The organism is Candidatus Chloroploca asiatica (genome assembly GCF_002532075.1).
In the GTDB taxonomy this organism is placed as follows: Bacteria; Chloroflexota; Chloroflexia; order Chloroflexales; family Chloroflexaceae; genus Chloroploca; species Chloroploca asiatica.
Window position 1 is genome coordinate 13,104 of record NZ_LYXE01000041.1, and the last position, 24,974, is coordinate 38,077.

Annotated in this window: 20 protein-coding genes; 15 read left to right on the top strand and 5 right to left on the bottom strand. The window is 57.6% G+C overall.

The genetic code is table 11. The features are described 5' to 3' along the window. Nucleotides 1-28: 28 nt before the first annotated feature. Complete coding sequence (locus A9Q02_RS03505; protein WP_097650977.1) at nt 29-997, bottom strand: quinone oxidoreductase family protein; 969 nt, start codon at nt 995-997, stop codon at nt 29-31. A gap of 140 nt (nt 998-1,137) precedes the next feature. On the opposite strand from A9Q02_RS03505, the gene A9Q02_RS03510 reads away from it, so the two are divergent. The 4 genes from A9Q02_RS03510 to A9Q02_RS03525 all read left to right on the top strand — a co-directional run bounded on the left by A9Q02_RS03510 (nt 1,138) and on the right by A9Q02_RS03525 (nt 4,573). Continuing rightward, nucleotides 1,138-1,776 carry a class I SAM-dependent methyltransferase gene (locus tag A9Q02_RS03510; protein WP_097650978.1) on the top strand — a complete coding sequence of 213 codons (639 nt, stop codon included), beginning with the start codon at nt 1,138-1,140 and terminating at the stop codon, nt 1,774-1,776. Between the two features lie 63 nt (nt 1,777-1,839). Next, a complete protein-coding gene (locus A9Q02_RS03515; protein WP_097650979.1) occupies nt 1,840-3,141 on the top strand; it encodes a CpXC domain-containing protein in 1,302 nt (433 codons plus the stop codon). 37 nt (nt 3,142-3,178) lie between these two features. Beyond that, entirely contained in the window at nt 3,179-4,231 is a 1,053-nt protein-coding gene (locus A9Q02_RS03520) for a glycosyltransferase family 9 protein (RefSeq protein ID WP_245860276.1), read from the top strand. 9 nt (nt 4,232-4,240) lie between these two features. Then, the gene (locus A9Q02_RS03525) at nt 4,241-4,573 is read left to right on the top strand and encodes a DUF3095 family protein (protein WP_281256865.1); all 333 of its coding nucleotides are present in this window, start codon (nt 4,241-4,243) and stop codon (nt 4,571-4,573) included. A 74-nt stretch (nt 4,574-4,647) separates the two neighbouring features. Here A9Q02_RS03525 and A9Q02_RS03530 read toward each other — a convergent pair whose 3' ends face one another. Beyond that, complete coding sequence (locus tag A9Q02_RS03530) at nt 4,648-5,889, bottom strand: NAD(P)/FAD-dependent oxidoreductase (RefSeq protein WP_097650982.1); 1,242 nt, start codon at nt 5,887-5,889, stop codon at nt 4,648-4,650. A 358-nt stretch (nt 5,890-6,247) separates the two neighbouring features. Here A9Q02_RS03530 and A9Q02_RS03535 point away from each other — a divergent pair, with 358 nt between their 5' ends. The 3 genes from A9Q02_RS03535 to A9Q02_RS03545 all read left to right on the top strand — a co-directional run bounded on the left by A9Q02_RS03535 (nt 6,248) and on the right by A9Q02_RS03545 (nt 10,637). Further along, nucleotides 6,248-7,936 (top strand): SpoIIE family protein phosphatase, encoded by a 1,689-nt coding sequence (locus A9Q02_RS03535; RefSeq protein WP_097650983.1) that lies wholly within the window; start codon nt 6,248-6,250, stop codon nt 7,934-7,936. Between the two features lie 82 nt (nt 7,937-8,018). Beyond that, a complete protein-coding gene (locus tag A9Q02_RS03540; RefSeq protein ID WP_245860277.1) occupies nt 8,019-8,378 on the top strand; it encodes an STAS domain-containing protein in 360 nt (119 codons plus the stop codon). A 279-nt stretch (nt 8,379-8,657) separates the two neighbouring features. Continuing rightward, complete coding sequence (locus A9Q02_RS03545; RefSeq protein ID WP_097650984.1) at nt 8,658-10,637, top strand: polysaccharide biosynthesis protein; 1,980 nt, start codon at nt 8,658-8,660, stop codon at nt 10,635-10,637. Nucleotides 10,638-10,705: 68 nt separating this feature from the next. Here A9Q02_RS03545 and pgi read toward each other — a convergent pair whose 3' ends face one another. Beyond that, nucleotides 10,706-12,340: a glucose-6-phosphate isomerase gene (gene pgi, locus A9Q02_RS03550; protein ID WP_245860280.1), complete on the bottom strand. Its 1,635-nt coding sequence runs from the start codon at nt 12,338-12,340 to the stop codon at nt 10,706-10,708. A 79-nt stretch (nt 12,341-12,419) separates the two neighbouring features. Between pgi and A9Q02_RS03555 the strand changes: the two genes are divergently transcribed. The 3 genes from A9Q02_RS03555 (at nt 12,420) to A9Q02_RS03570 (ending at nt 15,941) form a co-directional block, all read left to right on the top strand. After that, on the top strand, nt 12,420-13,391 hold the full coding sequence (locus A9Q02_RS03555) for an LLM class F420-dependent oxidoreductase (protein ID WP_097650985.1): 972 nt from the start codon (nt 12,420-12,422) through the stop codon (nt 13,389-13,391). A 378-nt stretch (nt 13,392-13,769) separates the two neighbouring features. Beyond that, nucleotides 13,770-14,768, top strand: coding sequence for a LacI family DNA-binding transcriptional regulator (locus A9Q02_RS03565; protein WP_245860321.1), 999 nt, complete (start codon nt 13,770-13,772; stop codon nt 14,766-14,768). 66 nt (nt 14,769-14,834) lie between these two features. Next, on the top strand, nt 14,835-15,941 hold the full coding sequence (locus tag A9Q02_RS03570; protein ID WP_097650987.1) for an ABC transporter ATP-binding protein: 1,107 nt from the start codon (nt 14,835-14,837) through the stop codon (nt 15,939-15,941). A gap of 70 nt (nt 15,942-16,011) precedes the next feature. Here the strand turns inward: A9Q02_RS03570 and argC are convergent, their stop codons facing one another. After that, nucleotides 16,012-17,013 (bottom strand): N-acetyl-gamma-glutamyl-phosphate reductase, encoded by a 1,002-nt coding sequence (gene argC, locus A9Q02_RS03575; protein ID WP_097650988.1) that lies wholly within the window; start codon nt 17,011-17,013, stop codon nt 16,012-16,014. Between the two features lie 193 nt (nt 17,014-17,206). Here argC and A9Q02_RS03580 point away from each other — a divergent pair, with 193 nt between their 5' ends. The 3 genes from A9Q02_RS03580 to A9Q02_RS03590 all read left to right on the top strand — a co-directional run bounded on the left by A9Q02_RS03580 (nt 17,207) and on the right by A9Q02_RS03590 (nt 21,269). Further along, nucleotides 17,207-18,655 carry an MGDG synthase family glycosyltransferase gene (locus tag A9Q02_RS03580; RefSeq protein WP_097650989.1) on the top strand — a complete coding sequence of 483 codons (1,449 nt, stop codon included), beginning with the start codon at nt 17,207-17,209 and terminating at the stop codon, nt 18,653-18,655. A 12-nt stretch (nt 18,656-18,667) separates the two neighbouring features. Beyond that, nucleotides 18,668-19,201: an NUDIX hydrolase gene (locus A9Q02_RS03585; RefSeq protein ID WP_097650990.1), complete on the top strand. Its 534-nt coding sequence runs from the start codon at nt 18,668-18,670 to the stop codon at nt 19,199-19,201. Between the two features lie 109 nt (nt 19,202-19,310). Further along, nucleotides 19,311-21,269, top strand: coding sequence for a WD40 repeat domain-containing protein (locus A9Q02_RS03590; RefSeq protein WP_172450595.1), 1,959 nt, complete (start codon nt 19,311-19,313; stop codon nt 21,267-21,269). Nucleotides 21,270-21,486: 217 nt separating this feature from the next. On the opposite strand, the gene rarD is transcribed toward A9Q02_RS03590, so the two are convergent. Continuing rightward, nucleotides 21,487-22,398 (bottom strand): EamA family transporter RarD, encoded by a 912-nt coding sequence (rarD, locus tag A9Q02_RS03595; RefSeq protein ID WP_097650992.1) that lies wholly within the window; start codon nt 22,396-22,398, stop codon nt 21,487-21,489. A gap of 217 nt (nt 22,399-22,615) precedes the next feature. On the opposite strand from rarD, the gene A9Q02_RS03600 reads away from it, so the two are divergent. Then, complete coding sequence (locus A9Q02_RS03600; RefSeq protein ID WP_097650993.1) at nt 22,616-23,887, top strand: DUF190 domain-containing protein; 1,272 nt, start codon at nt 22,616-22,618, stop codon at nt 23,885-23,887. A 12-nt stretch (nt 23,888-23,899) separates the two neighbouring features. Continuing rightward, nucleotides 23,900-24,940 carry an NAD-dependent epimerase/dehydratase family protein gene (locus A9Q02_RS03605; protein ID WP_097650994.1) on the top strand — a complete coding sequence of 347 codons (1,041 nt, stop codon included), beginning with the start codon at nt 23,900-23,902 and terminating at the stop codon, nt 24,938-24,940. Nucleotides 24,941-24,974 lie beyond the last annotated feature (34 nt).

The window sequence follows — 24,974 nt, forward strand, 5'->3', positions numbered from 1 at the left end:
CCGCGAAGCTGCGCCGTACGGCGCACATTTACGGCAAGATCAAGACCTTGCCGGTCGTCTCGCGTCCTTCAAGCGCACGGTGCGCCGCTGCGGCGTCGGCCAGCGGATAGCTACGATCAATGCGTACGTTCAGTTTGCCACTGCCGATCCAGGCAAAGATATCGCCTGCGCGCCAGGCTAATTCTTCACTGGTAGCAATATAATGGGCCAGGGTCGGGCGCGTCAGGAAGAGCGAGCCTTTGCTGCTCAAGACCAGGGGGCTGACAGGAGGCACCGGGCCACTCGCATTGCCAAAGGTGACCATCATGCCCCGGGGCCGCAGACTGTCGAGGCTCCCTTCCCAGGTTGTCGCCCCGACCGAGTCGTAGACCACATCAACGCCCCGCCCATCGGTCAACTCACGCACGCGCTGGGGAAAGGGCTCACTCGTATAGAAAATGACTTCGTCGGCCCCGGCACCCCGTGCAAGCGCAGCTTTGGCCTCAGTCGAGACGGTTCCGATAACCCGTGCGCCGATCGCCTTCGCCATCTGCACCAACAAGAGCCCAACCCCGCCTGCGGCTGCGTGGACAAGGCAGGTCTCACCGGACTTCAACGGATACGTGCTCGTCACCAGATAGTGCGCCGTCATACCCTGGAGCATCACCGCCGCAGCCTGGTTCAAAGCAACCTCGGCGGGCACAGCGACCAGGCGCTCGACAGGGGCCAGGGCATATTCGGCATAACCACCCGATCCCGAAGCGGTGGCGACCCGATCACCAACGGTCCAACCCGTCACCCCTGCGCCCAGCGCATCAATCGTACCAGCAAACTCCATCCCGGGGGTAAAGGGCAAGGGCAGTTTGTAGAGCCCGGTACGATGGTAGGTGTCAATAAAATTGAGCCCGATGGCGGCCACGTGGACGCGTACCTGACCAGGCCCAGGCTCGGGTGGAGTGATGTCAACCAGTTGCAAAACCTCGGGACCACCTGTTGCATGAACGTGAATCGCGCGCATAGTCACTTCTCCTCGTCACACCCTTTACTGTGCGCACCCTTGCGCCAGTATCAGAAATCAGCCTATACTATAACAGGAATCGTAAATGGCTAGTGCTGTTGTCGGGCTGTCCGACACCATGTCAGGTAAGGAGTAGTACGTTGCGCCTGGAGAAGAACGGTCTGCCCGCAAATTACTTCAAGCGCTATGACGAAAGCGACGACCGTGGTTTTTACCTCTACCCACGGTTGACGGCGCATATTGATGATGCTGCCTCGGCTGCGACGTCGCAACTCTTCCGCGAGTTGTTGCCACCTGGCGGTCGCATCCTTGATTTGATGAGTAGTTTTGTCAGCCATATGCCTCCTGAGATCGCGTATGACGAGGTGATTGGCCTAGGGCTGAATGAAGAAGAGATGCGCAACAATGCGCAACTCAATGCGTGTGTGATCCATGATCTCAACAAACAACCGCGCCTGCCCTTTGACGATGCCTCGTTTGATGGTGCCGTCTGTACGGTTTCCGTGCAATATCTGACGCGCCCAATTGAGGTCTTTGCCGAAGTGGGGCGGGTCTTGCGACCTGGTTCGCCCTTTATTGTGACCTTTTCCAACCGTTGTTTCCCCAGCAAAGCCGTACAGATCTGGGTCAATACAAGTGATGCTCAGCATAGCATCCTGGTGCGGCGTTATTTTGAACTGGCCAGTTGTTTTGAAGAGATCGTCACCCTGGATCGTTCACCGCGACGCTGGCTCAGTGACCCCCTCTATGCTGTAGTTGGTGTGACCGAGCGGGCATGAGTATCCTCTGAATCCTGGTATAATCAAGCCCGAAGTAAAATCGAAAAAGGATTGGAGCGCATTATGCCCCCGGTTGCCCCCCAGCCTGTGCAAATTACCTGCCCAGCGTGTGGTACGTCATTTCGCACTGGTATCTATACGTTGGTTGATGTAAGTGTACAGCCTGAATTGAAGCCGGCCCTTCTGGGGGGCCAGTTGAATGTGGCTGTCTGCCCAAAGTGTAGTACACCGAGCATGATTGGTGCTCCGCTTGTCTATCACGATGCCGCCAAGCAACTCTGCCTTGTCCATGTTCCAGCCGAGTTAAATAGCAGCCCCCAGGAACAAGAACAGTTCGTAGGTGAAGCGACCAGTTTTTTGTTGCGCGAGCTGCCCAAAGATGTGTCACGGGCGTATCTGCTTGCCCCGCGCCGCTTTTTGACTATGCAGTCGCTCGTTGAGGCGATCTTTGAAGCCGACGGGGTGAGCCGTGAGGCGCTTGATCGGCAGCGTGCTCATATCGAGTTGATCAGTGAACTCGCGAGTGTGGTTGGTGATGAGGCCCAGTTTGCGTCAATGGTGACCCAACGGCGGGCCGATCTGACCCCCGAGTTTTTTGCAACGCTGTCGGCCTTTGTGCAGGCAACGCCCCCTGATCAGGCAGAAACACGTCAGTTGCTGATGGCGATCCAGAATCAGTTGCTTGAGACCTATGACGAAGATCCACCCGATGAGGAGGAGATGCAAGAGGCGCTCGAGCGTCTCGTTGCCGTAGCCGATGAAGAGCTTGACCTGGCGGTGGCCGAGTTGCGCCCGGTGCTCGATTATGGCTTTTTTGAATTGCTGACGGGCCGGATTGAGGCGGCCGAACAGGCTGGTGAGCAGGCAACCGCAGCGGCGCTCACTGACCGGCGTGACCGCATTCTCGCGGCGGTCGAACAACTCGACCGTGAAGCCGAGGCGATGTTCGAGGCCGGCAGTGTCTTGCTGCAAGAGGTGATGCAAGCCCCCGATCCCGAGGTCGCCCTCCGTGAGCGTGGTGAAGCCATTGACGAAGCCTTTATGATGGTGCTTTCGGCCAATGTTGGTGCCGCGCAGCGTGCCGGACGCGAGGATATCGAGACCTTGCTGACCCGCCTGGCCGATGTTGCGATTGATGTCATCCAGGCGCGTCTCTCGCCCGAAGAGCGTTTTATCAATGAGTTGCTGATGGCCGAGACGCCCCAGGCGGCAACGCGTCTTTTGCGTACCAATGTTAGTCGGATTACGCCTGAACTGGTCAAGCAACTCAACGAACTGGCCGACCAAGAAGAGCGACGGGCCAATAAGCCCATTGCTGAGCGCTTGCGGCAACTCGCCCGCGAGTGTGGTGCGATGCTCTTTTAAGCCTATGCAGGCGTACCGTCTACAGCGTATCCTGGTTGTGAAACCGGATCATCTCGGTGATCTGCTGCTTGCAACGCCTGCCCTGCGCGAGTTGCGGCAGGCGTTGCCCGATGCTACCCTCGTCGGGCTTGTCGGCCCCTGGTCACGCCAGATGTGGCAGACGAACCCTGATCTCAATCAACTGATCGAGTTGCCCTTTCCTGGCTTCGAGCGCGCCAGCAAGGGGCGTAACCGCTTGCGTCCTTATCTGCTTCTGGGAAAGTATGCCGCCCTCTTGCGCCAGGGCCGCTATGATGCGGCGCTGCTCTTGCGTGATGACCACTGGTGGGGGGCTGGGTTGGTCGCGCTCGCAGGCATTCCCCAGCGCATCGGCCACGCGCACCCCCGTTCGGTACCGTTCCTGACCACGGCCCTGCCCTATGACCCGCGTACCCACGTCACCCGTCAGGCCCTCGAGGTGGTACAGGCACTGGTGCAACCTGGACCTTCATCAACTCTTACCACTGGTCTGCCGGCCCTGCATTTTACGCCCACGGCTGATGCGCAACGCTGGGCTGATGGCTGGCTCGCCACACACCTGCACCCCGACGAGCGTATGGTGATTATCCATCCCGGCACGGGCGGTGTCATCAAACACTGGTCGGTCGCCGCGTGGGCGCAGGTTGCCAACGACTTGGCGCAACTGCCCGGGATACACCTTGTCTGTACTGGCGGCCCCGGTGAAGAGCGGTTGGTTGCCGAACTGGCGGCCCTGATCGAGCCTGCCCCGCTGACGCTCGCCGGGGCAACGACACTCGGCGAACTGGCGGCGCTACTTGGCCGCGCGGCCCTGGTGCTCGGCGTGGACAGTGGGCCATTGCACCTGGCGGTGAGCCAGGGCGTGCCGACAATTCACCTCTTTGGGCCAAGCGACCATCAACGCTTTGGGCCGTGGGGTGACGCCAGGCGGCAGCGCGTGCTGCGGACCGACCTCTTTTGCAGCCCGTGTGGCGTCTTTGATGCTTGTCCACGGGGCACCAGTGGCCCCGAATGTATGGAACAGATTACACCTGAGCACGTCATTGCCGCAGCCCGACACGTGCTGGCCTGAATCTACCGCTTGCGACATTGGTGGGACAGTTATCGGGCATTGGCTTTTCGTACGACTGATTACCGCAAATTCGATGGTGCGCTGCGCATGGTTATCGCTAGCACACCTGCCCAGCGCATGCAACTCGAAACCTACCTGGAAGCCCAGTATCAGCACGGTGACCTTGTCTATGGCCTCCACATTACCGACCGGGCTATTCTTACCTGTCTCGTCTTTGAACGTATGGGCCGTCAAGTCCATCTGGTTGACGGTGCCGAGGGTGGGTATGCCCTAGCGGCCCAGGCGCTCAAGCAGCGATTGTCGGTTTCAGAGCCAATGGTTAGTAAGAATGAAATCAGGTAGTGCCGACTTCAGTCGGCTTCCGGCTCAGCCGACTGAAGTCGGCACTACGGTATGCCCGATGGGATGCTTCATCTTCATCCCTGCGTAAGCGTGGGGCGTTGCAGACGATAGGGTTCGAGTTCAGGTGGAAGCGTACCGGCCAGGGCCGCTTCGGCAAGGAAGCGCCCGAAGGGGCCAGCAAACGGCATACCGTGGCCGCAGAACCCTCCGGCAAACCAGACCCCAGGCAAGCGTTCCATTGCGCCTGCGACGGGCAGATAATCGGGGGTAAAGCCCATCAACCCGGCCCAGCGACGGACAACAGGGACACCGGCCAGCGACGGAAAAATGCGCACAAGCGCAGTATCGAGGGCTTCTTGCACCAGAGGGGTCGGCACCGGTTCACGGATGTCTACATCACGTTGCGGGGCAAGAGCGCGGCATCCGCCAAAGACGATCGTTCCATCAACGGTTTGCTGCCCATACTCGCCGGTCGGCGTGAGATCAACGCCAAAAGCCAGGTTGAGTGAGGGTGCCACCGGTGCCGTTGCGAGCGCCTGTCCACGGACGGGACGCACGATTCCGTCGAGTTCCGGCAAGAGATCCCTACTCCACGCATTGAGAGCGACCACCGCAGCACTGGCGGTCACAACGCCACGGGGTGTGGTGAGCGTGACTTGACGGGGCTGACGAGGTGAGGCTGATATGTCCAGCTTGGTAACGGGCGTCTGCCAGCAGAAGCGTGCGCCGCGACGGGCGGTCACCGCAAACAAGCCATGCACCAGACGAGCCGAATGGAGTCGCGCTGCGGCCTCGTTGTATCTGGCACCGATCAATTCATCGCCTGGTGGCAGGCCAAACAACGTGGTGATCGCCGCACGGTCAACGATGCTACTCTGAAAGCCATCAGCCTGGAGCTCGACCGCCGCTTGGGTCAAGGCCGCTAGTTGGGCAGGATTGGCGGCAAGTTCAAGGTGGCCATCGGGGCGCAAATCGCATGCGATGCCTTCTTCCTCGACAACCGAACGCAGCATCGCCAGGCCACGTAGGGTCAATGCCCAGACCTCCTGGGCTGTTGCGCGACCGAGGCGCTGTACGGCAGCGGGGTAGGACTCGGGAGTACCGGTAATACAGAGGCCGCCATTATTGCCCGAGGCACCTGCAGCGGGGCCAGCCTGTTCGAGCACCAGTGGAGCGACCCCGGCGCGGGTCAACCAGTACGTAGTCATTGCCCCCAGGATGCCACCACCAATGACGACCACTTCGGCGCGGGGTGGCAACGCGTGCCCTGGTAAAGGCGCCTGGTCAAGTGTCGCATGCCAGTGTGAACGTGTCACTGCGAGTCTCCTGCATAGCAGCCTTCATGCCGATAAACTCTATGATACCACCTCGTACGAAAGAGGCAAGGAGGTTTCAGTCTTATGCCTATGGAGCCTACGGCTCCATAGGCATAACCTTTAGGTCTAGCGCCCGACAAACCCTTGCGTGTGCTGGCGAAAACGGCCAGCGAAGCTAGCCGTTTTCGCCAGCACACGCGAGCTTCTTAGGGGTCGCGGGCCCCACGTTCAGCCAAAGGCAACGCCACAAACCACCTGAAAAATGGTATACTCGAAACAAGAAGACAAACACGAACCCTCTTCTGATGCGCTCACAAGCGTATCCGTCCTTGGCTCGTCTTCAACCTCTGGAGCGCGTATGCAACGGCAGATCCAAGTCTCTGGTACATGGTCTGGGCTGGTGACTCTGCTTACCTTCAGCGATAGTATCGAGCACGAGTTTAAGCTATCGCCTGAGGAGCGTTATTTGATGCGCCTGGTGGTTGAAGAGATTGCGAGCAATATTATCAAGTACGGGTACAGTGAAAGCCATACCGGCCCCATCCAGTTGGAATGTCGTTATCACAACGAGACACTGCAACTCATCATTCGTGACCGGGGATGCCCGTTTGATCTCCGTGAACATCCACCACCTGACTTGAATCACACCAGCGCGGCTGAGTGTGATCCTGGTGGTTTGGGTATCTTTTTTGTACGTGAACTGGTTGACCAGATTAGTTATACCCACGATCCGCAGAGCGGATGGAATGAACTGACCGTAACGAAGGGACATCTACCCATGACCGAGAGCCTCTTGCGTGAGGTATCCTTCTTTCGCGACTTACCTCTTGATGCCTTGCGAAGCCTGGCTGAAACAATCACCTACCGTCAGCTTAAAGCAGGGGCGCTTCTCTTTGCTGAAGGCGAAGCGGGGCATGAATGCTTCATTATTCTCGAAGGCAATGTTGATGTCTTGACCTATGTTAACGGAACTGAATTGCGTCTCGACACCTTTGGGGCCGGCCATATTGTTGGTGAAATGGCCTTGATTGATCGGAGTCCACGCTCGGCGACGGTACGGGCTATCGCTGATAGTAAGCTGATCGCTCTGGGTGAAGAAGCTTTCAAGACGCTGCTACGGTCGAATCCTGACCTAGCGATGCAACTGTTGAGCAGTGGCTCGGCACGGGTGCGTGAGGCCAACCGGCGCATGATTGCCGGGTTAGAACGGAAGAATGCCGAATTAATCGACGCGTATCGGCAACTTCAGGCGATGCAAACGGAACTGGTGCGCCTCAACCGTCTGGAAGAGGAATTGGCCGTTGCCCGGCGGATCCAGACCTCTTTTTTACCCAAGCATCTGCCCCAACCCGAGGGCTGGCAGTTGACGGCGATGAGCCGTGAGGCACAGGCCGTCGGTGGCGATTTCTTTGATTGCATTGAATTGCCTGATCAGTTGCTCGGTCTCGTGGTGGCAGACGCCTGTGGCAAAGGGGTTACCGCAGCCCTCTTTGTGGCGCTGACCCGCTCGTTGTTGCGGGCGGCTTCACTTTCGCCACGTGTTTTCCAATGTGCCGATCAACAAGATGCCGAAGCGATCCTGGCTGATGCACTCTGGCTGGTCAATGACTATCTCTGTCGTGAACATAGTGATAATACGATGTTCATTACGCTCTTTTATGGGTTGCTTGATCCTCGTACCGGGATTCTGGCATATGTCAATGCTGGCCATAATCCCCCCTTGATCGTCGATGGGGCGAGCGCAACGCTTGGCGAAACTGAGCTTGGCTCGATGCCCCTCGGTATTCTGTCTGATCAGCGGTACGATGTGCAGCATGCGGTCATCAACCCTGGATGTCGTCTGGTGATGTTTAGTGATGGCATTACCGAAGCACTTGATCCGCATGGCGAGATGTTTGGTGAAGGGCATCTGCGTCAGGTGCTGACCACAAATGCCCTTCTGGCTGCACCTGAATTGATGCAGGGTATCATTGATGCGGTTGATCTCCATATTGATGGTGCCGCTCAGTCTGATGATATTACCATCCTGGTCGTGTCGCGGATGTGAGGATAAGCAGAGTGATGCTATAATAAGCCTACTCATCTCTCTCCATACCTGCTCCTGTGCGACAGCGGTGATCAAGGCATAGATGAAGAAAGGCAAAACGGTGAAGGTTGAACTGATCAATGATGTGCTTGTCGTTCAACTGCCGGCACGTCTTGATGCAGTTGGCGTTGCCTCGATTGAAGAACAACTCGCGATCGCCGTCGCCAACCATCATGGGAAAGTGCTGGCTGATATGAGCCAGGTGACCTTTGTTGCCAGTCTTGCGCTACGGATGTTGCTCACGACGTTGAAAGCAGTGCAACCTCTTGGTGGCGACGTCCGCTTGGTCGGACTCCAACCACCAATTGCCGAAATTTTTCGAAAAAGTCGTTTTGACACCTTTTTTCAGATCTATCCTGACCGCACAATCGCTCTTGCCGCGTATACAGCACCTTCGGGATGAAAAGCTGTTGTTCAAGCCCAGACCTGGCCGATCTCCAGAAGGACAAGAAGTACATGCCACTTTATCTACGTCTATTGTTGTCCCCATGGTGGTAAGGAAAATCCAGAGCGCCCGTGTTTATCAAGGTTATACTAGAAGTGCTACGCTCAGTTTGCATAGATATGCTGCCGCGACACATCGCTGTCAAGGGCAGTTCTTTAGAGTGTGTCTAGCAGCAGCAGACAAAGGTGAGCCAGGGTGAGTCGATTCTGTGTAATGGCATAGACCAGGAGTACAGCTGTGGATCGTTTTCGTAACCGCCATTTACTCCTAGCTGACCTGATCCTGATCCCTCTTGCGGTCTATACTGCATTTCTCTTACGTCTCGAACTCTTTGGGATCGGAGGGTATCGTCCGGGTTTTTTGTTTATGGTGGCGACCGCGATGGCGCTGGTACCATTGATGCTGGCCCAGGCCAGGATCTACCAGCAATACTGGCGTTATGTGTCGGTTGATGAGATCCTGGTACTGATTCGGACAGTGACTCTGGCCGTATTGTTGCTCGGAGCCATTGTGCTGACGTTTGGAGCCCTCGTTCCAGCCCTGCGGATTCCGCGCTCGATCCCACTGATTCTCTTGCCGTTGCTCGTGGCAATGCTGGGTTCTCCCCGGCTCGCCCTGCGTGTCTGGTCAAATCAGCGCAAGCGGCGCGAGATTCCTCATTGGGACGAAGAGGCCCGGACACCGGTGCTGGTGATGGGAGCCGGTGACGGTGGGGCAATGACGGTGCGTGAGTTGCAGAGCAAACTCTTCTGGCGGATGCGGGTTGTCGGTTTTCTTGATGATGATCCGAAGAAACGAGGGGTGAGCATCCACGGGGTGAGCGTGCTTGGGGATCGCTATGCTATCCCCGAACTCGTCAAGCAATATCGGGTGCGCCAGGTGATCATTGCGATGCCAACGGCCCCCGGTAAGGCGATCCGCGAGATTGTGCAGATCTGTCAGAGTGTCGGCGTGCAGACGTTGACGGTGCCCGGATTGTCCGAGTTGCTTGACGGTAGTCTCAAGCTGAACCAGTTGCGTTCGGTCGAGATTACCGATCTTTTGCGGCGTGAGCCAGTGCAGACCGATATTGGTGCGGTGCGTGATTTGATTCGTGGTCGGCGTGTGCTGGTCACGGGTGGCGGTGGTTCGATTGGCAGTGAGTTGTGCCGTCAGATTGTCCGCTTTGGCCCGGCAGAATTGTTGATTCTCGGCCATGGCGAAAATAGTATCTTTGAGATTCATAGCGAGTTGCGTCGCACCATCGCTGCGCAGAGAGATGTGTCACCGCCAATCCTCACGCCGTTGATTGCCGATATTCGTGATACTGTCCGCCTGAACAACTTGCTCCAACATCACCAACCGCAGATTGTCTTCCACGCCGCTGCTCATAAGCACGTGCCCCTGATGGAAGCGAATCCGATCGAGGCGATTAGCAATAATGTCCTTGGAACCCGGAATTTGCTTGAAGCAGCCGAGGCCGCAGGCGTCGAACGCTTTGTGATGATCTCGTCGGATAAGGCCGTGAATCCAACGAGCGTGATGGGGGCTACCAAGCGGATGGCCGAGATGCTGGTTCATCAGATGGGTCAGCGCACTGGCCGTCCTTATGTTGCGGTGCGCTTTGGCAATGTGCTCGGCAGCCGAGGCAGCGTGGTGCTGACCTTCAAGCAGCAGATTGCCGCAGGTGGCCCAGTGACGGTGACCCATCCCGAGATGCAACGCTACTTTATGACCATCCCCGAGGCTGTCCAACTTGTGTTGCAGGCCTCGGTGCTCGGTACTCAGGGCGAAGTCTTTATGCTTGATATGGGCGAGCCAGTCAAAGTGGTTGATCTGGCCCGCGATATGATCCGTCTCTCGGGCCTTGAAGAGGGGCAGGATATTGATATTGTCTTCCAGGGGATGCGCCCCGGTGAGAAGCTCTTTGAGGAGTTGTTTGCTGCCGGTGAAAAGTATCGTGCGACGACCCACGCGAAGATCTTTGTTGCAGGCACGGTGAACAACTGGGTTCCCGTTGAACTTGCCGACTCACTCGCCGTGATCGAGGGTGCGATCCACGCACACGACGAAGAGGTGTTGCTGCAGATGTTGCGCACCCTGGTGCCTGAATATCAGCCGCCGCAACATGTGGCTCCCTTGCCTGATTTTGCACCGAGTGTGGCGAAGATCGGTGCCTCTCAGAACGGCTATCATCCTGTGCGTGAGCCCCTCGAAACGCTGACCCCGCGCTCGTGAGGCTGAAATTGTCAAGAGGAAAGACGACCTATCGGGGCCAGCTTTGCTGGCCCCGATGGTATTGCCACCTATTTTCGGGCGTCGCGATAACGACGGATGAGGTTGTTGGTTGAGCTGTCATGGTTGAGGACAGGCTCGCTGGGGGCGGTGAGTTCAGGTACGATCTGCCCCGCCAGTACTTTGCCGAGTTCAACGCCCCATTGGTCAAAGGCATTGATGTCCCAGACAATGCTCTGGGTAAAGACGCTGTGTTCGTAGAGGGCAATGAGCGCTCCGAGAATCGCCGGAGTGAGGCGATGGGCCAGAATGGTGGTGCTCGGACGATTGCCGGGGAAGGTGCGGTGGGCGATAAGTTCGGAAGCGACACCTTCATCGGCTACGGCTTCGCTGGTCTTGCCAAAGGCCAACGCTTCGGCCTGCGCAAACATATTGGCCATCAAGAGATCGTGATGGTTTTCAACGGGATTGAGGCTATGGCAGAACCCGATGAAATCGCACGGTACCAATTTGGTGCCCTGGTGGATCAACTGGTAAAACGAGTGTTGTCCGTTGGTACCTGGTTCGCCCCAGTAGATGGCACTCGTTTGATAATCAACCGGTGTACCGTCGAAGCGTACGCGTTTGCCGTTGCTCTCCATCGTCAATTGCTGCAAATAGGCCGGAAACCGGCGGAGATATTGATCGTAGGGAAGAACGGCCTGCGTCTCGGCCCCAAAGAAACTGGTGTACCAGAGCCCAAGCATGCCCATGATCACCGGCATATTGCGTTCGAAGGGCACGGTGCGAAAGTGTTCGTCCATGGCCCGAAAGCCACCGAGCATCTCGTGGTAGGCCTCGGGGCCGAGGGCGAGCATCGTTGAGAGCCCGATGGCCGAAGTCATCGAGTAGCGCCCGCCGACCCAATCCCAGAAGCCGAACATGTTGGCCGGATCAATGCCAAAGGCGGTCACTTCGCGGGCATTGGTTGAGACGGCGACAAAATGGCGGGCTACGGCAGCTTCGTCGCCGAGGTGTGCGACCAGCCATGCTCGTGCGGTGTGCGCATTGCGCATGGTCTCAAGCGTTGTAAAGGTCTTGGAGGCGACAATGCAGAGCGTCTCGGCGGGATCGAGATCGCGGACGGTCTCGATAAAATCGGTGGCATCAACATTCGAGACAAAACGGCAGGTCAGTGAGCGCTGACTGTAGTGGCGCAGCGCCTCATAGGCCATCAACGGGCCGAGATCCGAGCCGCCAATGCCAATATTGACGATGTTCTTGATCGGACGCCCCGTATGACCCAGCCACGCACCACTGCGCACCTGGTTGGCAAAAGCTTCCATGCGATCGAGCACGGCATAGATTTCGGAGATCACATTCTGACCGTCAACATTGACAATCGCGCCACGAGGCATGCGTAGCGCAACATGCAGGACAGCACGACCTTCGGTTGCATTGATCTTTTCACCAGCGAACATTGCATCAATGCGGCGAGGCAGGCCAGCCGAACGCACGAGCGCCATCAACAACGCGATAGTCTCTTCGCTGATGCGATGCTTGCTATAGTCAAGATAGAGACCGGCCGCTTCAGCGGTGAAACGTCGGCCTCGTCCGGGATCTGCGGCAAACAATTCACGCAAATGCACCTGTTGGAACGCCCGGGCGTGTGACTGCAGGGCCTGCCACTCCGGGCGGCTGGATGGATGGGTTGTCATTTCGCTCATTCATGCCTCCTGGCAATGGGCGGACTTTGATAGGGCCAGTATATTATAATAGAGAATACAAAGGTTAGAGGAGGAAGCAATGACTATTCGTTTTGGTACATTTGTACCGCAAGGATGGCGACTGGACTTGATGGAGATTGCCGATCCCATCGAGAAGTATGAAGCAATGACGCAGGTCGCCCGTGTCGTTGATGGCATGCCCGCCTATGATTCAATCTGGATCTATGACCATTTTCACACGGTACCTCGGATTGAGCAAGAGGCGGTTTTTGAGGCATGGACAATCACCGCAGCGCTGGCCCGTGATACGCAGCGGGTCAAGGTCGGTCAGATGGTCACCTGTATTGGGTATCGCAACCCGGCCCTGGCAGCCAAAATTGCCTCGACCGTGGATGTCCTGAGCCACGGGCGGCTCTATTGTGGGATTGGCGCGGGTTGGTACGAGCACGAGTGGCGTGCGTATGGCTATGGTTTCCCCGAAACACGCGACCGCATGCGGGCCTTCCGCGAGGCCACGCAGATTATGGTCAAGATGTGGACGGAGGAGACACCAACCTTCGAGGGCGAGTATTTCCATATTCGTGGGGCGATCAACGAGCCGCGCGGAATCCAGAAGCCCTATCCGTCCCTCTGGATCGGGGGTGGCGGCGAACAGGTGACGCTCAAACTGGTGGCGCAGTACGGCAATGCCTGCAATGTGATGGGCGACCCTGCCACGCTCCAACAGAAGTTTGCTATTTTGCGCGGCCATTGTGAGCAGGTTGGCCGGAACTATGACGACATTATTCGTTCTTCAAATGCCAATATCGTCTTTGTGCGGCCCGGTGATGATCTCGAACAGGCTACCGCCGCGGTGCGCGCAACCTATAACTGGAGCCTCGACGATCTGATGCGCAATTCGATTGTCGGTACACCCGAACAGGTTGCCGAGCGCCTGCAAGTGCTTGCCGATGCTGGCGTGAACTATTTCATTACCTACTTCCCCCGGATCGCGTATGATCACACGCCCCTGCACATCTTTGCCGAAGAGGTGATTCCTCACGTGAGTTAAGGGTATGCTTGTTGGGTACGCAAAAAAGCCAGCCATGCTGGCTTTTTTGCGTACCCAACAAGCAAGGGTAGGGCGATTGCATCATACGAAATCGGATACAACGGGGCACCCGCAAGGGGTGCCCGTACCGGGCCGGGGGCGGGCCCGGTGTAGGGGCACCCCTTGCGGGTGCCCTTGCGGGTGCCTTGGCGGGTGCCCTTGCGGGTGCCCTTGCGGGTGCCCTTGCGGGTGCCTTGGCGGGGTGCATGCACGGAAGATGCAATCGCCCAACAAGCAAGGGTAGGGCGACTTGACAATGATCGCTGAGCTCGTTATAATCTAGTTAATCGGTTAAGTGCTCGGTCAATGGTGAGGCGAAGGCGGCGCAATGTGGCGACGATGAAGGATGTAGCTGAGCGGGCAGGCGTTTCGACGGCAACGGTTTCGTACGTGCTCAACGGTACGGGATCGGTGACGGCGGCAACCCGGCAACGGGTGTTGCAGGTGGTCGCTGAACTTGAGTATCAGCCAAATCATGCTGCCCGTAGTATGCGTTCACGCTCGCGAACCCTCGGCCTGATTTTACCCTACGGGACTGCCGGGTTGAGTACGCCAACCCTGGCAGAACTAGTCGCAGGCTTGACTGAGGCTGCCGCGAACCACGGCTATTACCTCTTGCTCGCGGGTGATCCTGTTCAGTCTGAGCGCCTTGTTGCCACCAGTTTAGCGCGAACCGGGCGGGTGGATGGCTTTGTCTTGCTTGACCTGCGGGTTGATGACGAGCGGAGCGCTCACCTTACCGCTGCGGGCATTCTTCATGTTGGCGTTGGTGCGCCTGCCTTGGGCAATGCTTGCCCAGGCTTGAGCTTCGATCTCACCGGTGGGGCGTTGATCGCAACGCGCTCTCTGCGTACCCTGGGGCACCGCCGCATTGCCTTGATCAATCTGCCTTCTGAGCTGACCGATAGCGACCTCTTGTACCAGGGCTTTGCCAAAGCTCTGACTGAAACTGGTGAGGAGGTGGCTCCCTCATTGATTGTCGAGGCGGGGACGAGTCAAGATGATGGCCTGGCCGCGATGCAAGAGCTGCTAGCGCAACCTGAAGGGCCAACCGCAGTGCTGGCCGCAAGCGATGAACTTGCGTTTGGGGCAATGCACGCGCTGCGTGATGCCGGGATCGAGGTGGGTCGCGATGTCGCCTTGATCGGGTGTGGTGATGTTCCGCTCGCCGCCCATACGCATCCACCCCTGACGACGCTCCGTGCCCCTCGCCGCGCCCTCGGTGCGGCGCTTGCTCATACGTTGATCGCCCTAGTAGAACAGCAACCCCTGCCATCGTTTACGCCCCTGCCGCTACAGTTGATTGTCCGTAAGACAACCTGCCCGTTACCTGAGTGAGCGCTCGCTGATGATCCTCACGATAGTCGCTGAGGAGTTGATATTTTCTTGCCTGAGGAGGATACTATGGCTGGTATTAAGTTCGAGAAGGTCTGGAAGCGCTTTGGTGAGGTCTCGGTGCTCAAGGATCTCAATATTGACATTAATGACGGCGAGTTTCTGGTGCTCGTTGGGCCATCGGGCTGTGGTAAATCAACCGCGTTGCGCTGCCTCGCCGGTCTCGAAGAGATTACTGATGGCAATATCTGGATTGGCGACCGCGTCGTCAATGATGTGCCCCCCAAAGATCGCGATATCGCGATGGTCTTCCAGAGCTACGCGCTCTATCCCCATATGAGCGTCTATGACAATATGGCCTTTGGCTTGAAGCTGCGCAAATTGCCCAAGACTGAAATTGACACTCGGGTCAAAGAGGCCGCCGAGATGCTCTCGATTGGGCACTTGCTCGACCGCAAGCCCAAGGCGCTCTCGGGTGGTCAGCGCCAACGTGTCGCGCTCGGACGAGCGATTGTGCGTGACCCGTCGGTCTTCTTGATGGACGAGCCGCTCTCGAACCTCGACGCCAAGTTGCGGGTGCAGACCCGCGCTGAGATCAGCCGTCTCCATCAGCGCCTCAAGACAACCTTTATCTATGTGACTCACGATCAGACCGAGGCGTTGACGATGGGGACGCGCATTGCCGTGATGCGTGATGGCATTCTGCAGCAGCTCGACACCCCTCAGAATCTCTATGATAGCCCAGCCAATATGTTTGTGGCAGGCTTCATTGGCAGCCCTTCGATGAACTTCTTTGAGGCCAAACTCGACCGGGTACAGGGCGGTCTGGCTGTCGTGGTCGGCAAGGAGTTTGTTGTCCCTGTGCCCTCTAGTGCAACCGAGCAACTTGGGACACACGTTGGCAAGAATATCTACTTCGGCATTCGGCCCGAGGATATCCACGATGCGCACTATGTGCCGCGTGGCGTGGATGAGAGTGCGCGCCTGATGACGATGGTCAATGTCATTGAACCTCTTGGTTCGGAAGTCTATGCCTATATCGAAAATAGCGGCAAAGAGTTTGTTGGGCGCCTCGATCCGCGTACCGGAGCCCGGACTGGTCAGCAGGTCGAGATCGTCGTGGATATGAATAAGATGCACGTCTTTGACCGCGAGACCGAAAAGGCGCTCGTCTAAAGTAAGGGTGAAGCACCCGCCCACGCGGACGGTACAGCGTCGGGTTGAAGCAGGGGCGAGTGCTTCGCCCCTACTTCAACCCGGCGGTCTCCTCAAACCCGAGCATCAAGTTCATGCACTGCACAGCCTGCCCAGAAGCCCCTTTGAGTAGATTATCAAGCGCCGAGACGATAATCATCCGTCCCGCCTCGATCTCCACTGGCTGAAAACCGAGGACAAAATCCATCGTCTGTTGCACATGGCGCAATTCAGGGAAGTGTCCAGTAGGCAACACGGTGATGAACGGTTCGTCACGGAAGACGTTGTAGGCTTCGTGAACCATTTCGGAGGATGTGCCTGGCTTGAGGGTGACATAGATCGTCGAGAGAATCCCGCGATAGACTGGCAACAAGTGTGGCGAGAAGATAATATGCAGCCCGGTCTCTTGTTCCATCTCGCCGAGATGGCGATGCACCCGCCCAACGTTATAGGCACTGAAGGTCTCGTGCGTTTCACCAAAATGAGTCTTGAGCGACAACGACCGTCCCGCCCCCGAAACCCCCGATTTGCTATCAACAATGACCGTGCGATCAGCAAACAGATCGGCCTGCACGAGCGGCCACAAGGGCAAAATCGCCGTAAGTGGATAACAACCCGTGTTGGCGACCAGGCGTGCCTCGCGGATCGCTGTGCGGTGCAACTCGGGCAAGCCGTAGACGGCGGCACTGAGCAACTCGGGGGCCGGGTGCGGCTTGCCACGGCGTCGCTCATAGTCATCGGCATCGTGGAGCCGAAAGGTATCAGAGAAATCAATCACCCGCTTGCCCGCCTCGAGTGCCTGTTGCACCAGAGGAATAAGATCGGGAGTATTATGCGGAAGACAGGTGAAGATCAGATCTACATCCTGGAGATTGGCCTCTTCGACGGCAACCAGCGGCGTATCAATCAGGGTAGGGAAGATATCAGACAGACGTTTGCCCGCTGCTGAGCGTGCCGTAGCAAAGCTAATCTCAACCTGGGGATGGCGTACCAGCAGTTTGATCAATTCGTACCCGGTGTACCCGGTTGCCCCGTAAATACCCACACGAGCCATAACTTTTTCCTCTGCTTTAGGGCTACCGCCCTCAAAACCCCGTGGCTGTGCTGCCCTTTTGCGCTAGCACCAGCCCGCTCTTACGCCACGCACGGGGCATTATACCAAGAAGCCACCACTGATGTATCAATCTCAGGTATACTGAAAATGCGTCAAAGACCGGAAACCCCTAGCAAAGAGTGTGGAGGAGCGTATGCCAACACGAGTGCTTATTCTTTCGGCAAGTGTTGGATCAGGTCATAAGGCAGCGGCCGCAGCGATTGAACAAGCTTTCCAGCGTTACCCTGAGTTTGAGGTGATCAATCAGGATGCGCTGCTACATACGTCCCGCATCTATCAGGTGGCCGCGACTGATGCCTATTTTGCCCTGGTCAAAGAGAATCCCTGGTCGGTTGGGTGGCTCTATGATTATAATGACGAACCTTTCAAGAACGAACGCGGACTCTCCCGCGTGCTCAATATGCTCAACGGTCAGCCTCTGGTCAAACTGATCGAAGATTACCATCCCAATATTATTATCTGCACCCACTTTATGCCCGCCGGCATTGCGGCGCAACTCTTGCTCGAAGAGCGGATCAATTCACGCCTCGGCATTGTCACCACCGATTATGATTTTCAGGGAATGTGGCTCAGTCGTAGCTTCAATCACTATTTTGTTGCCCTTGACGAGGCGCGGGCTTTGCTGGCATCGTTTGGCGTTGACGACGAACGCATTACCGTCTCGGGTATTCCGGTTACGTCACTGTTATCGGAACCGTTTGATTGCAACGGGGTCTATGAGCGCTACAATCTCCAGGCGGATCTTCCGGTCTTGCTTGTTTCAGCGGGTGCCCTCGGTGGTGGGCCAGCCCTCGAGATTGTCGAGCAGATTATGGGCATGAAAACACCCGTACAGACGATTGTGGTGTGTGGACGCAATCAGCCATTGCGTCAGGCTGTTACGACGATGACGGCAGCCAAGGCTGAACACTTTCGTGTGCTTGGCTTTACCAACGAAATGCCGGATCTGATGCGCGCCGCGACGCTTTTTGTGGGCAAGCCTGGCGGCTTGAGCACGGCAGAGTGTATGGCGGCAGGCTTGCCGATGGTCGTCATTGACCCGATCCCCGGGCAGGAAGAACGCAATAGCGATCATCTGCTCGAGAACGGGGCCGCCATCCGTTGTCGCGATCTACCGGTGTTAGGCTTCAAGATCGATCAGGTGCTGCAAGAGCCTGGTCGCCTCGAAGGTCTGCGGGCTGGAACCCAACGCCTGGCGCGTCCTGATGCCGCCCGCGTGGTGATTGAGACGCTGCTCAACGATACCACAAGCCCCTATGTCTTTGACCGTGAACAGCGCCGGCGCATTATTGCGGTGTCACGCGGCAAAACCGAGCCAGAACTGGTGGTGCCGCCGCCCCCTGATACCGTGATTCTTTATGATGATGAGACCGGGGTGCTGCTCGGCACGATTACGCCTACTCAGATGAAGTTTCTCGATACCTATCTCGTTGAAGAACATTCGGATGACGAGACCTATTATCTCGATGAGCCAACCCTCGATTATTTGATCGAGCAGCATCCCGATCCTGAGCTGTTAACGGTCTTGCGCTCGATCCTGCGTACGCGTACCCACGTTGAAATACGCTTTGTCTTGCCATAACAAAGGAGCTCTATGGAAACCTGGGTTGAACAGCGCGAGGCCTTTCAAGGCCCGGTCTTTACCGTGGTGACGGGTGAGGCCGTGCTCGATGATGGGCAACGGGCACGTCGTGATGTGGTGCGCCATCGGGGTGGGGTCGGGGTTGTGCCAGTGCTAGACGGGCAGGTGTTGCTCGTGCGTCAGTTCCGCATCGCCGTTGAGCGCGAGACCATCGAGATTCCTGCTGGTCTGCGCGAACCTGGTGAGACGTTGGAGGCGTGCGCTGCCCGCGAACTCGCCGAAGAGGTCGGGTACGCGGCCGAACGGCTTATCCCTCTGCTGAATTATTGCACGTCCCCGGGCTTTACTGATGAGACCACGGCCATCTTTCTGGCGCTCGATCTGTATCCCGTTGCGGCAACCCCCGATTGGGATGAACGCATTCATCAGGTTGCGCTGCCCCTCGCAACCCTGCCCGAGGCACTCACCAATGGTACATTTGAGGATGGCAAAACCTTGATCGGGCTCTATGCTGCGCTGGCATGGCTTGAACGGCACGCCCACTGAGGGGTGAATCCCCTCTCAGGGTATGCTACAATGCCTGTCTATGTCAGTGCTAAGCAAAACTACCCCTATTCTAATTGTGACCTTCGTTGTGTTAGGTTTTGCGGCATGCGTGCCTCAGTTGACGTCACCACGTCTGGCGGCTGAGCCACCCGGTGTGGTTGCCCCGTCGCCAACAGCTGAAACGATGGCCCCTTTTGATGCGGTGGTGCCTCTGGCGACGGTAGCCCCGATCTCCCCCGATCCTGACGTGCCCCTCAGCCTGTCTGCACCGATGTTGCAACGGTTGCATCAGTGGGGCAGTGGCGTGCCGCTGGATCTGGCACTTGGATCCGATGGCACAACGCTCTTTGTGGCGACTGCGCTGCATCTGCAACAACACGACGCAGGGTTGCTCGGGCGCATTGGCTGGCAACATGCCCTCGCGGTACCGCCGAGTGGCCTTGCCGTTGCGCCTTCGGGGGCGCTGCTGGCCCTTGCCCTTGGCAGTGACGTTGAATTGCGCCGCCTGCACGATGGGACGGTGCTTGCGACCCTCGCGCATCGGGCCAGAGTGACTGATCTTGTGTTTGCTCCGGGGGGTGATCGCCTGGCCGTCGCACTTGCAACCGGCTCGCTTGTGATCTGGCAAGTAGAGCAACGGGTGCCCTTATCTGAATTGCGCCCGTCAGAAGGCAATGACATAAGTGGACTAACGGCGAATTTCACCAGCGTGGCCTTCAATCACGACGGTACCTATGTAGCTGCCGGTGATGCCAATGGCACGGTGACGGTCTGGCAGTTGCCTGTATCTACGCCTGTCCGTCAATTCTCCCTTGGCCTGCGCGAGGTCACCGATCTCGCCTTTACCCCCGACGGTACAACGCTCGCGGTGGCTTCCGCAGGATCGCGCAGTGAACCAGGTTCAGTCCAGATCTGGGATGTGGTCAGTGGCTATGCCCGAGCCTATCTGACGATCATGAGTGAGACAGCGCAGCTTGCGCCGGTCACCCGGATAGCCTTTGCTTCTGATGGTCGGTCAGTGCTCGCTGGCACAACCAGCGGCGAAGTCGTACGTTGGGCGTGGCCCTCTGGACAACGCGAACGGGTGATCCAGGCGCACCGTGGGGCGCTCAGTGCCCTGGTGACGGTTCCCGGAGGGGGCTTCTTTACGGCGGGCCGCGACGGTGCGCTCAAACGCTGGAATGCCGATGGGCTGCCTCTTGATACTCTGGAAGGGGTACCTGCCGTTACCGCCGTTGCGATGACGACAAGCAATCGTCAGGTTATTACTGGTGGCGAAGACGGTAGCCTTATGCTCTGGACCCAGGAAGGTCAGTTGCGTGAGACAACCTGGGAACATCGAGGCAAAATCCACGCCCTGGCGGTGAGCCCTGACGAACGCATGCTGGCTTCAGCGGGTGCTGATGGCAGCATCCTCCTCTGGAGTCTGCCTGAAGGTACGCTGCTAACCCGACTGGCGGGACACAAAGGCCGGGTGCTTGGACTTGCCTTTGCGCAGGATGGTACCTTGCTCGCCTCGGCGGGGTTGGATGGCACGATTCGCCTCTGGCGCATACCCGAGGGCGAAGCCGTACGTAGATTGACGGTCATCGAGGATGGCGGCCTGAATGCCACTGCCGTCCTCGGTGTTGCCTTTGCCCACCAGGGCGAAGTTGTCATTGGCACAGCCTACGATGGGTCGGTACGCCTCTTCCAGACAAGTGCTGGAGGTGCGCCGACCGTCTTGCGTACTGCCCATGGTGGCTGGTTGATCGCGCTTGCCAATGGGGCGCACGACGAACTTGCCGCCCTTGATGATACCGGACGCCTGTGGGTCTGGGATAAGGCTGGCACCTTGCTTGGACGGGGAGCACTCGCTGATGCAACGGCACTCGCAGCGACGGCAACAGGGCACCTGTTGACCGTCGGGCCAACAGGCGGGCTCAGCCTGTGGCAGGTTGAGGCTAATGGGCTAACCGAGCTTGCTAGTAGCCCCTGCAATGGCGATAACCTTGCCGTCACTGCTGACGATACGCTGGCTGTTGTTGGCTCACGCCGCGGATTTGTTGAGATCTGGGCCTTGCCGTAAGCGTAAACGCCTCGCGGCGGGAGCAAGAAAATGGTTGGTTCTGGCGAACAAGGCCCGCTTTGCTGGGCCTCGTTCGCCAGAACCAACCGCCCCTAGACGCAATACCTTGCAAATAAGGCGGCTCTTTTGACGCAAAGGCGCAAAGGCGCAAAGGTTTTTGCGTAGGTGAGCTTCACCCTTCGCGTCTTCGCGTGAGCTTATTTGCAAAGTATTGCCCCTAGACGCTACTGGTATGCTGTGCCGGGGTCATCGTCTGGCGTCGCCTGCTCGTGATAATGCCCTCGATCGAATAGATCGCCAGGGCAATCCAGACTAGCACAAAGCCAAACAAGCGCTGCGTGCTGAGATACTCACCATAGACAAAGACCCCGAGCAGGAACTGGAGCGTCGGCGCAATATATTGCAAGAGCCCGAGCGTGGTCAGGGTCACGAGGCGTGCCCCTGCGGCAAAGAGCAAGAGAGGCACCGCTGTCACCACACCCGATGAGATCAGCAGGGTTGTCGTAAAGAGATCCGCATGGCCGAGCGTACCACCAGTGCTGCGCTCGACAAAACCCAGGAAGACCAAGGCTGGGAGTGCCATCACCAGCGTTTCGAGGGTAAAGCCCTGGATCGAAGCGAGCGGGGCCGTTTTACGTAACAGGCCGTAGAGCCCGAACGATCCAGCCAGACTAAGGGCAATCCAGGGGAGCGAACCATAGGTGAGCGTCAGGTAGAGCACCCCGGCAAGCGCGAGCGCAATGCCAAGGCCCTGCCCGATCCGCAAACGCTCGCGTAGTACGACAACCCCAAGAAAGACATTGACCAGCGGATTGATAAAATAGCCCAGGCTGGTCTCAACTACATGATCGGCGTTGACCGCCCAGATATAGAGGCCCCAGTTGAAGGAGAGGAGGCTCGCTGACAGCACAAAGACAAGCATCGTACGTGGCTGGCGCAACGCCTGGAAGAGCCACCCCCAGTTTGTGCGGAACGCAAAGAACCCGACGATGAGCGCAGCAACCATTGCCCAGACAACCCGATTCGCCAGAATCTCAAGCGCTGGTACGTCATGCAAGGCTTTCCAGAAGATGGGCAGTAAGCCCCACGAAACATACGCCCCGATTGCGTAGAGTACACCTTTATTCACGAGTGCTTGCCTGTTGTGAGCACGGAAAACAGGCCTGTATCATACCACAAGATGGGCAACATTATTTGACTAGACAAATGAATCTCGCATGTGCGAGGGAAAATAGCCAGCGAAGCTAGCCATTTTCCCTCGCACATGCATAGATTATGGCCCCCTCGCCGCCGCCATTGCCCTGCCCCCACACTTTGCGCTATAATCACGACAGGAGGAACGCGTGATGGCGCTTGAGGCAAGTGTTCAGCGGGTGCGCATCTATCTTAGCCAGAGCGATCAGTGGCAAGGCGGCCCACTCTATCTGGCGATTCTCGAGCGGCTCCGCAGTGCTGGGGCGACCGGGGCCACGGCGCTGACGGGGTTGGCCGGGTTTGGACCGGGGCAGCGCGGTCGTCTCGCTATGCTCAATGAGTCGGGATACGATCTACCGGTCATCATCGAATGGTTAGATCGCCCCGAGCGGGTTGCCCGCATCTTGCCGCTGCTCGACGATCTCTGTGGTGAGGCCATGGTGACGAGTGAGCCCGTGCCGGTCTATCGCGCCACGTTGCGTGCGCGGGGGCCGTTCAGCGCCGATCGCTCGGTTGGCGATCTGATGCAAACCGAATCGCCTACCGTCACCAGTGCTACCCCGTTACTTGAGGCGCTGCGCCATTTTGTCACCGATAAACTTGCGGTTTTGCCTGTGGTTGATGCGACGGGTCTGCTCGTGGGCACCCTGACCAGCCAGGAGGTAGCCTGGCGCTCACCGCTACGTATGCCTATCTGGATGCTTACCAAGTTGACCTCTGCTGAACGTGAACCACTCGTGCAACTGTTGAATGGCCTCACAGTCGGCGGCATCATGACGACTGAACCACGGTATGTCGTGGAGACGATCACGATCCCGCAGGCGCTGACCACGATGATCGAATGGGGCCTGCGCCAGGTGCCTGTCGTGGATCGCCACCGCCGGCTCGTCGGTCTGCTTGGTGAAGACGATATCTTGCGTGAAGCTGTGATGCAAGCAGAGAACAGTGCTGATGAACCCGCAGTGCGTGAGGCTGAACCGCCACCTCCGGTGAGCCTGGTGATGCAGACGGTCTTTCACGCGGTGACCATAACACAACCGCTCAACCGGGTCCTGGCGCAACTGTTGGCAACGCCTCTTCAGCCGCTCTTTGTCCTTGATCCTGAGCGTCGTCTCGTTGGTTTGCTCACCCTTGCCTCAGTCTTGAAGGGGTTGGCTGGCGAAGAACGAACGAAATTGCTGACCGCCCTTCAGCAACCCGAGCCACCAGAGGCGGCCAGTTTGCCGGGGCGCGATCGTCCCCTTGCCGAACTGCTGGAGCCACCGCCTCCTTCACTTGTCCCCGATACGAACTTGATCGACGCGGCCCATCGTCTGATCGAGCTTCAGGCGACCCAATTGCCTGTCGTGAATGGCGAACAGACATTATTGGGTATAATAGCGCCTGGTGGACTCGTTCGAGCTCTTTTGCAACAGAGTGAATAAGGTACTTTGAATATGAGTAAAACGGTTTTGATTACTGGTGGGGCCGGGTTTTTAGGCATCAACCTGGCCCGCTACTTGCTTGAGCGTGGCTATGCTGTCCGTTCGCTTGATATTGCCCCCTTCGACTACCCCGAACGTGATCGCGTCGAAGTGCATACCGGCGATATTCGTGATAAGGCCACGGTTGAACGGGCTATGGCGGGGGTTGATCTCGTTGTCCATACTGCTGCGGCCCTCCCTCTCTACAAACCCGCGGATATCTTTTCGACCGATATTGACGGCACGCGCAATGTCATCCAGACGGCGCTGACCCAGAATGTTGAGCGGTTTATCCACATCTCAACCACAGCCGTCTATGGCATTCCCGATCATCACCCCCTGCTCGAAAGCGATCCGATGGATGGGGTCGGGCCGTATGGCGAAGCCAAGGTCAAAGCCGAGCAGATCTGTCTCAGTTATCGTGAACAAGGCATGTGTGTCCCGATTCTGCGGCCCAAATCATTTATTGGCCCCGAGCGCCTCGGCATCTTTGCGATGCTCTACGATTGGGCCAAAGACGGCAAAAACTTCCCGCTGCCGGGCAATGGCAAGAATCGTTATCAACTACTTGATGTTGAAGACCTGTGCGAAGCAATCTATCGCTGCGCAACGCTTGAGCGCGAACAGGTCAATGACACCTTCAATATTGGTGCCAAAGTCTTTACAACGATCAAAGAGGACTTTCAGGCCGTTCTGGATGCTGCCGGCTTTGGCAAAAAGATTATCACCTTCCCGGCGGCCCCGATGACGGCAGCCCTGGTCGTGCTCGAACGCCTCAAGCTTTCGCCGGTCTACAAATGGGCCTATGGCACGGTCACCGAAGATTCTTTTGTTTCGGTGGAGAAAGCCGCCCGCATCCTCGGGTTTGAACCAAAATACTCCAACAAGGATGCGTTGGTGCGCAACTATCGCTGGTACATCGACCACCTCAGCGATTTCCAGAATGCCACCGGCGTTTCGCACCGTGTCCCCTGGAACCAGGGGATTCTCAAGGTGGTGAAGGTCTTCTTTTAACCCTGATGGTAGACACGCAAGATGCCAACTGCGC

Bases quoted from the DNA above. Each gene is read 5' to 3' on its own strand.
- A9Q02_RS03505 (WP_097650977.1), bottom strand. From the start codon at position 997: ATGCGCGCGATTCACGTTCATGCAACAGGTGGTCCCGAGGTTTTGCAA.
- A9Q02_RS03515 (WP_097650979.1), top strand. From the start codon at position 1,840: ATGCCCCCGGTTGCCCCCCAGCCTGTGCAAATTACCTGCCCAGCGTGT.
- A9Q02_RS03535 (WP_097650983.1), top strand. From the start codon at position 6,248: ATGCAACGGCAGATCCAAGTCTCTGGTACATGGTCTGGGCTGGTGACT.
- A9Q02_RS03540 (WP_245860277.1), top strand. From the start codon at position 8,019: ATGAAGAAAGGCAAAACGGTGAAGGTTGAACTGATCAATGATGTGCTT.
- pgi (WP_245860280.1), bottom strand. From the start codon at position 12,340: ATGAGCGAAATGACAACCCATCCATCCAGCCGCCCGGAGTGGCAGGCC.
- A9Q02_RS03555 (WP_097650985.1), top strand. From the start codon at position 12,420: ATGACTATTCGTTTTGGTACATTTGTACCGCAAGGATGGCGACTGGAC.
- A9Q02_RS03565 (WP_245860321.1), top strand. From the start codon at position 13,770: ATGAAGGATGTAGCTGAGCGGGCAGGCGTTTCGACGGCAACGGTTTCG.
- A9Q02_RS03570 (WP_097650987.1), top strand. From the start codon at position 14,835: ATGGCTGGTATTAAGTTCGAGAAGGTCTGGAAGCGCTTTGGTGAGGTC.
- argC (WP_097650988.1), bottom strand. From the start codon at position 17,013: ATGGCTCGTGTGGGTATTTACGGGGCAACCGGGTACACCGGGTACGAA.
- A9Q02_RS03580 (WP_097650989.1), top strand. From the start codon at position 17,207: ATGCCAACACGAGTGCTTATTCTTTCGGCAAGTGTTGGATCAGGTCAT.
- A9Q02_RS03585 (WP_097650990.1), top strand. From the start codon at position 18,668: ATGGAAACCTGGGTTGAACAGCGCGAGGCCTTTCAAGGCCCGGTCTTT.
- A9Q02_RS03600 (WP_097650993.1), top strand. From the start codon at position 22,616: ATGGCGCTTGAGGCAAGTGTTCAGCGGGTGCGCATCTATCTTAGCCAG.
- A9Q02_RS03605 (WP_097650994.1), top strand. From the start codon at position 23,900: ATGAGTAAAACGGTTTTGATTACTGGTGGGGCCGGGTTTTTAGGCATC.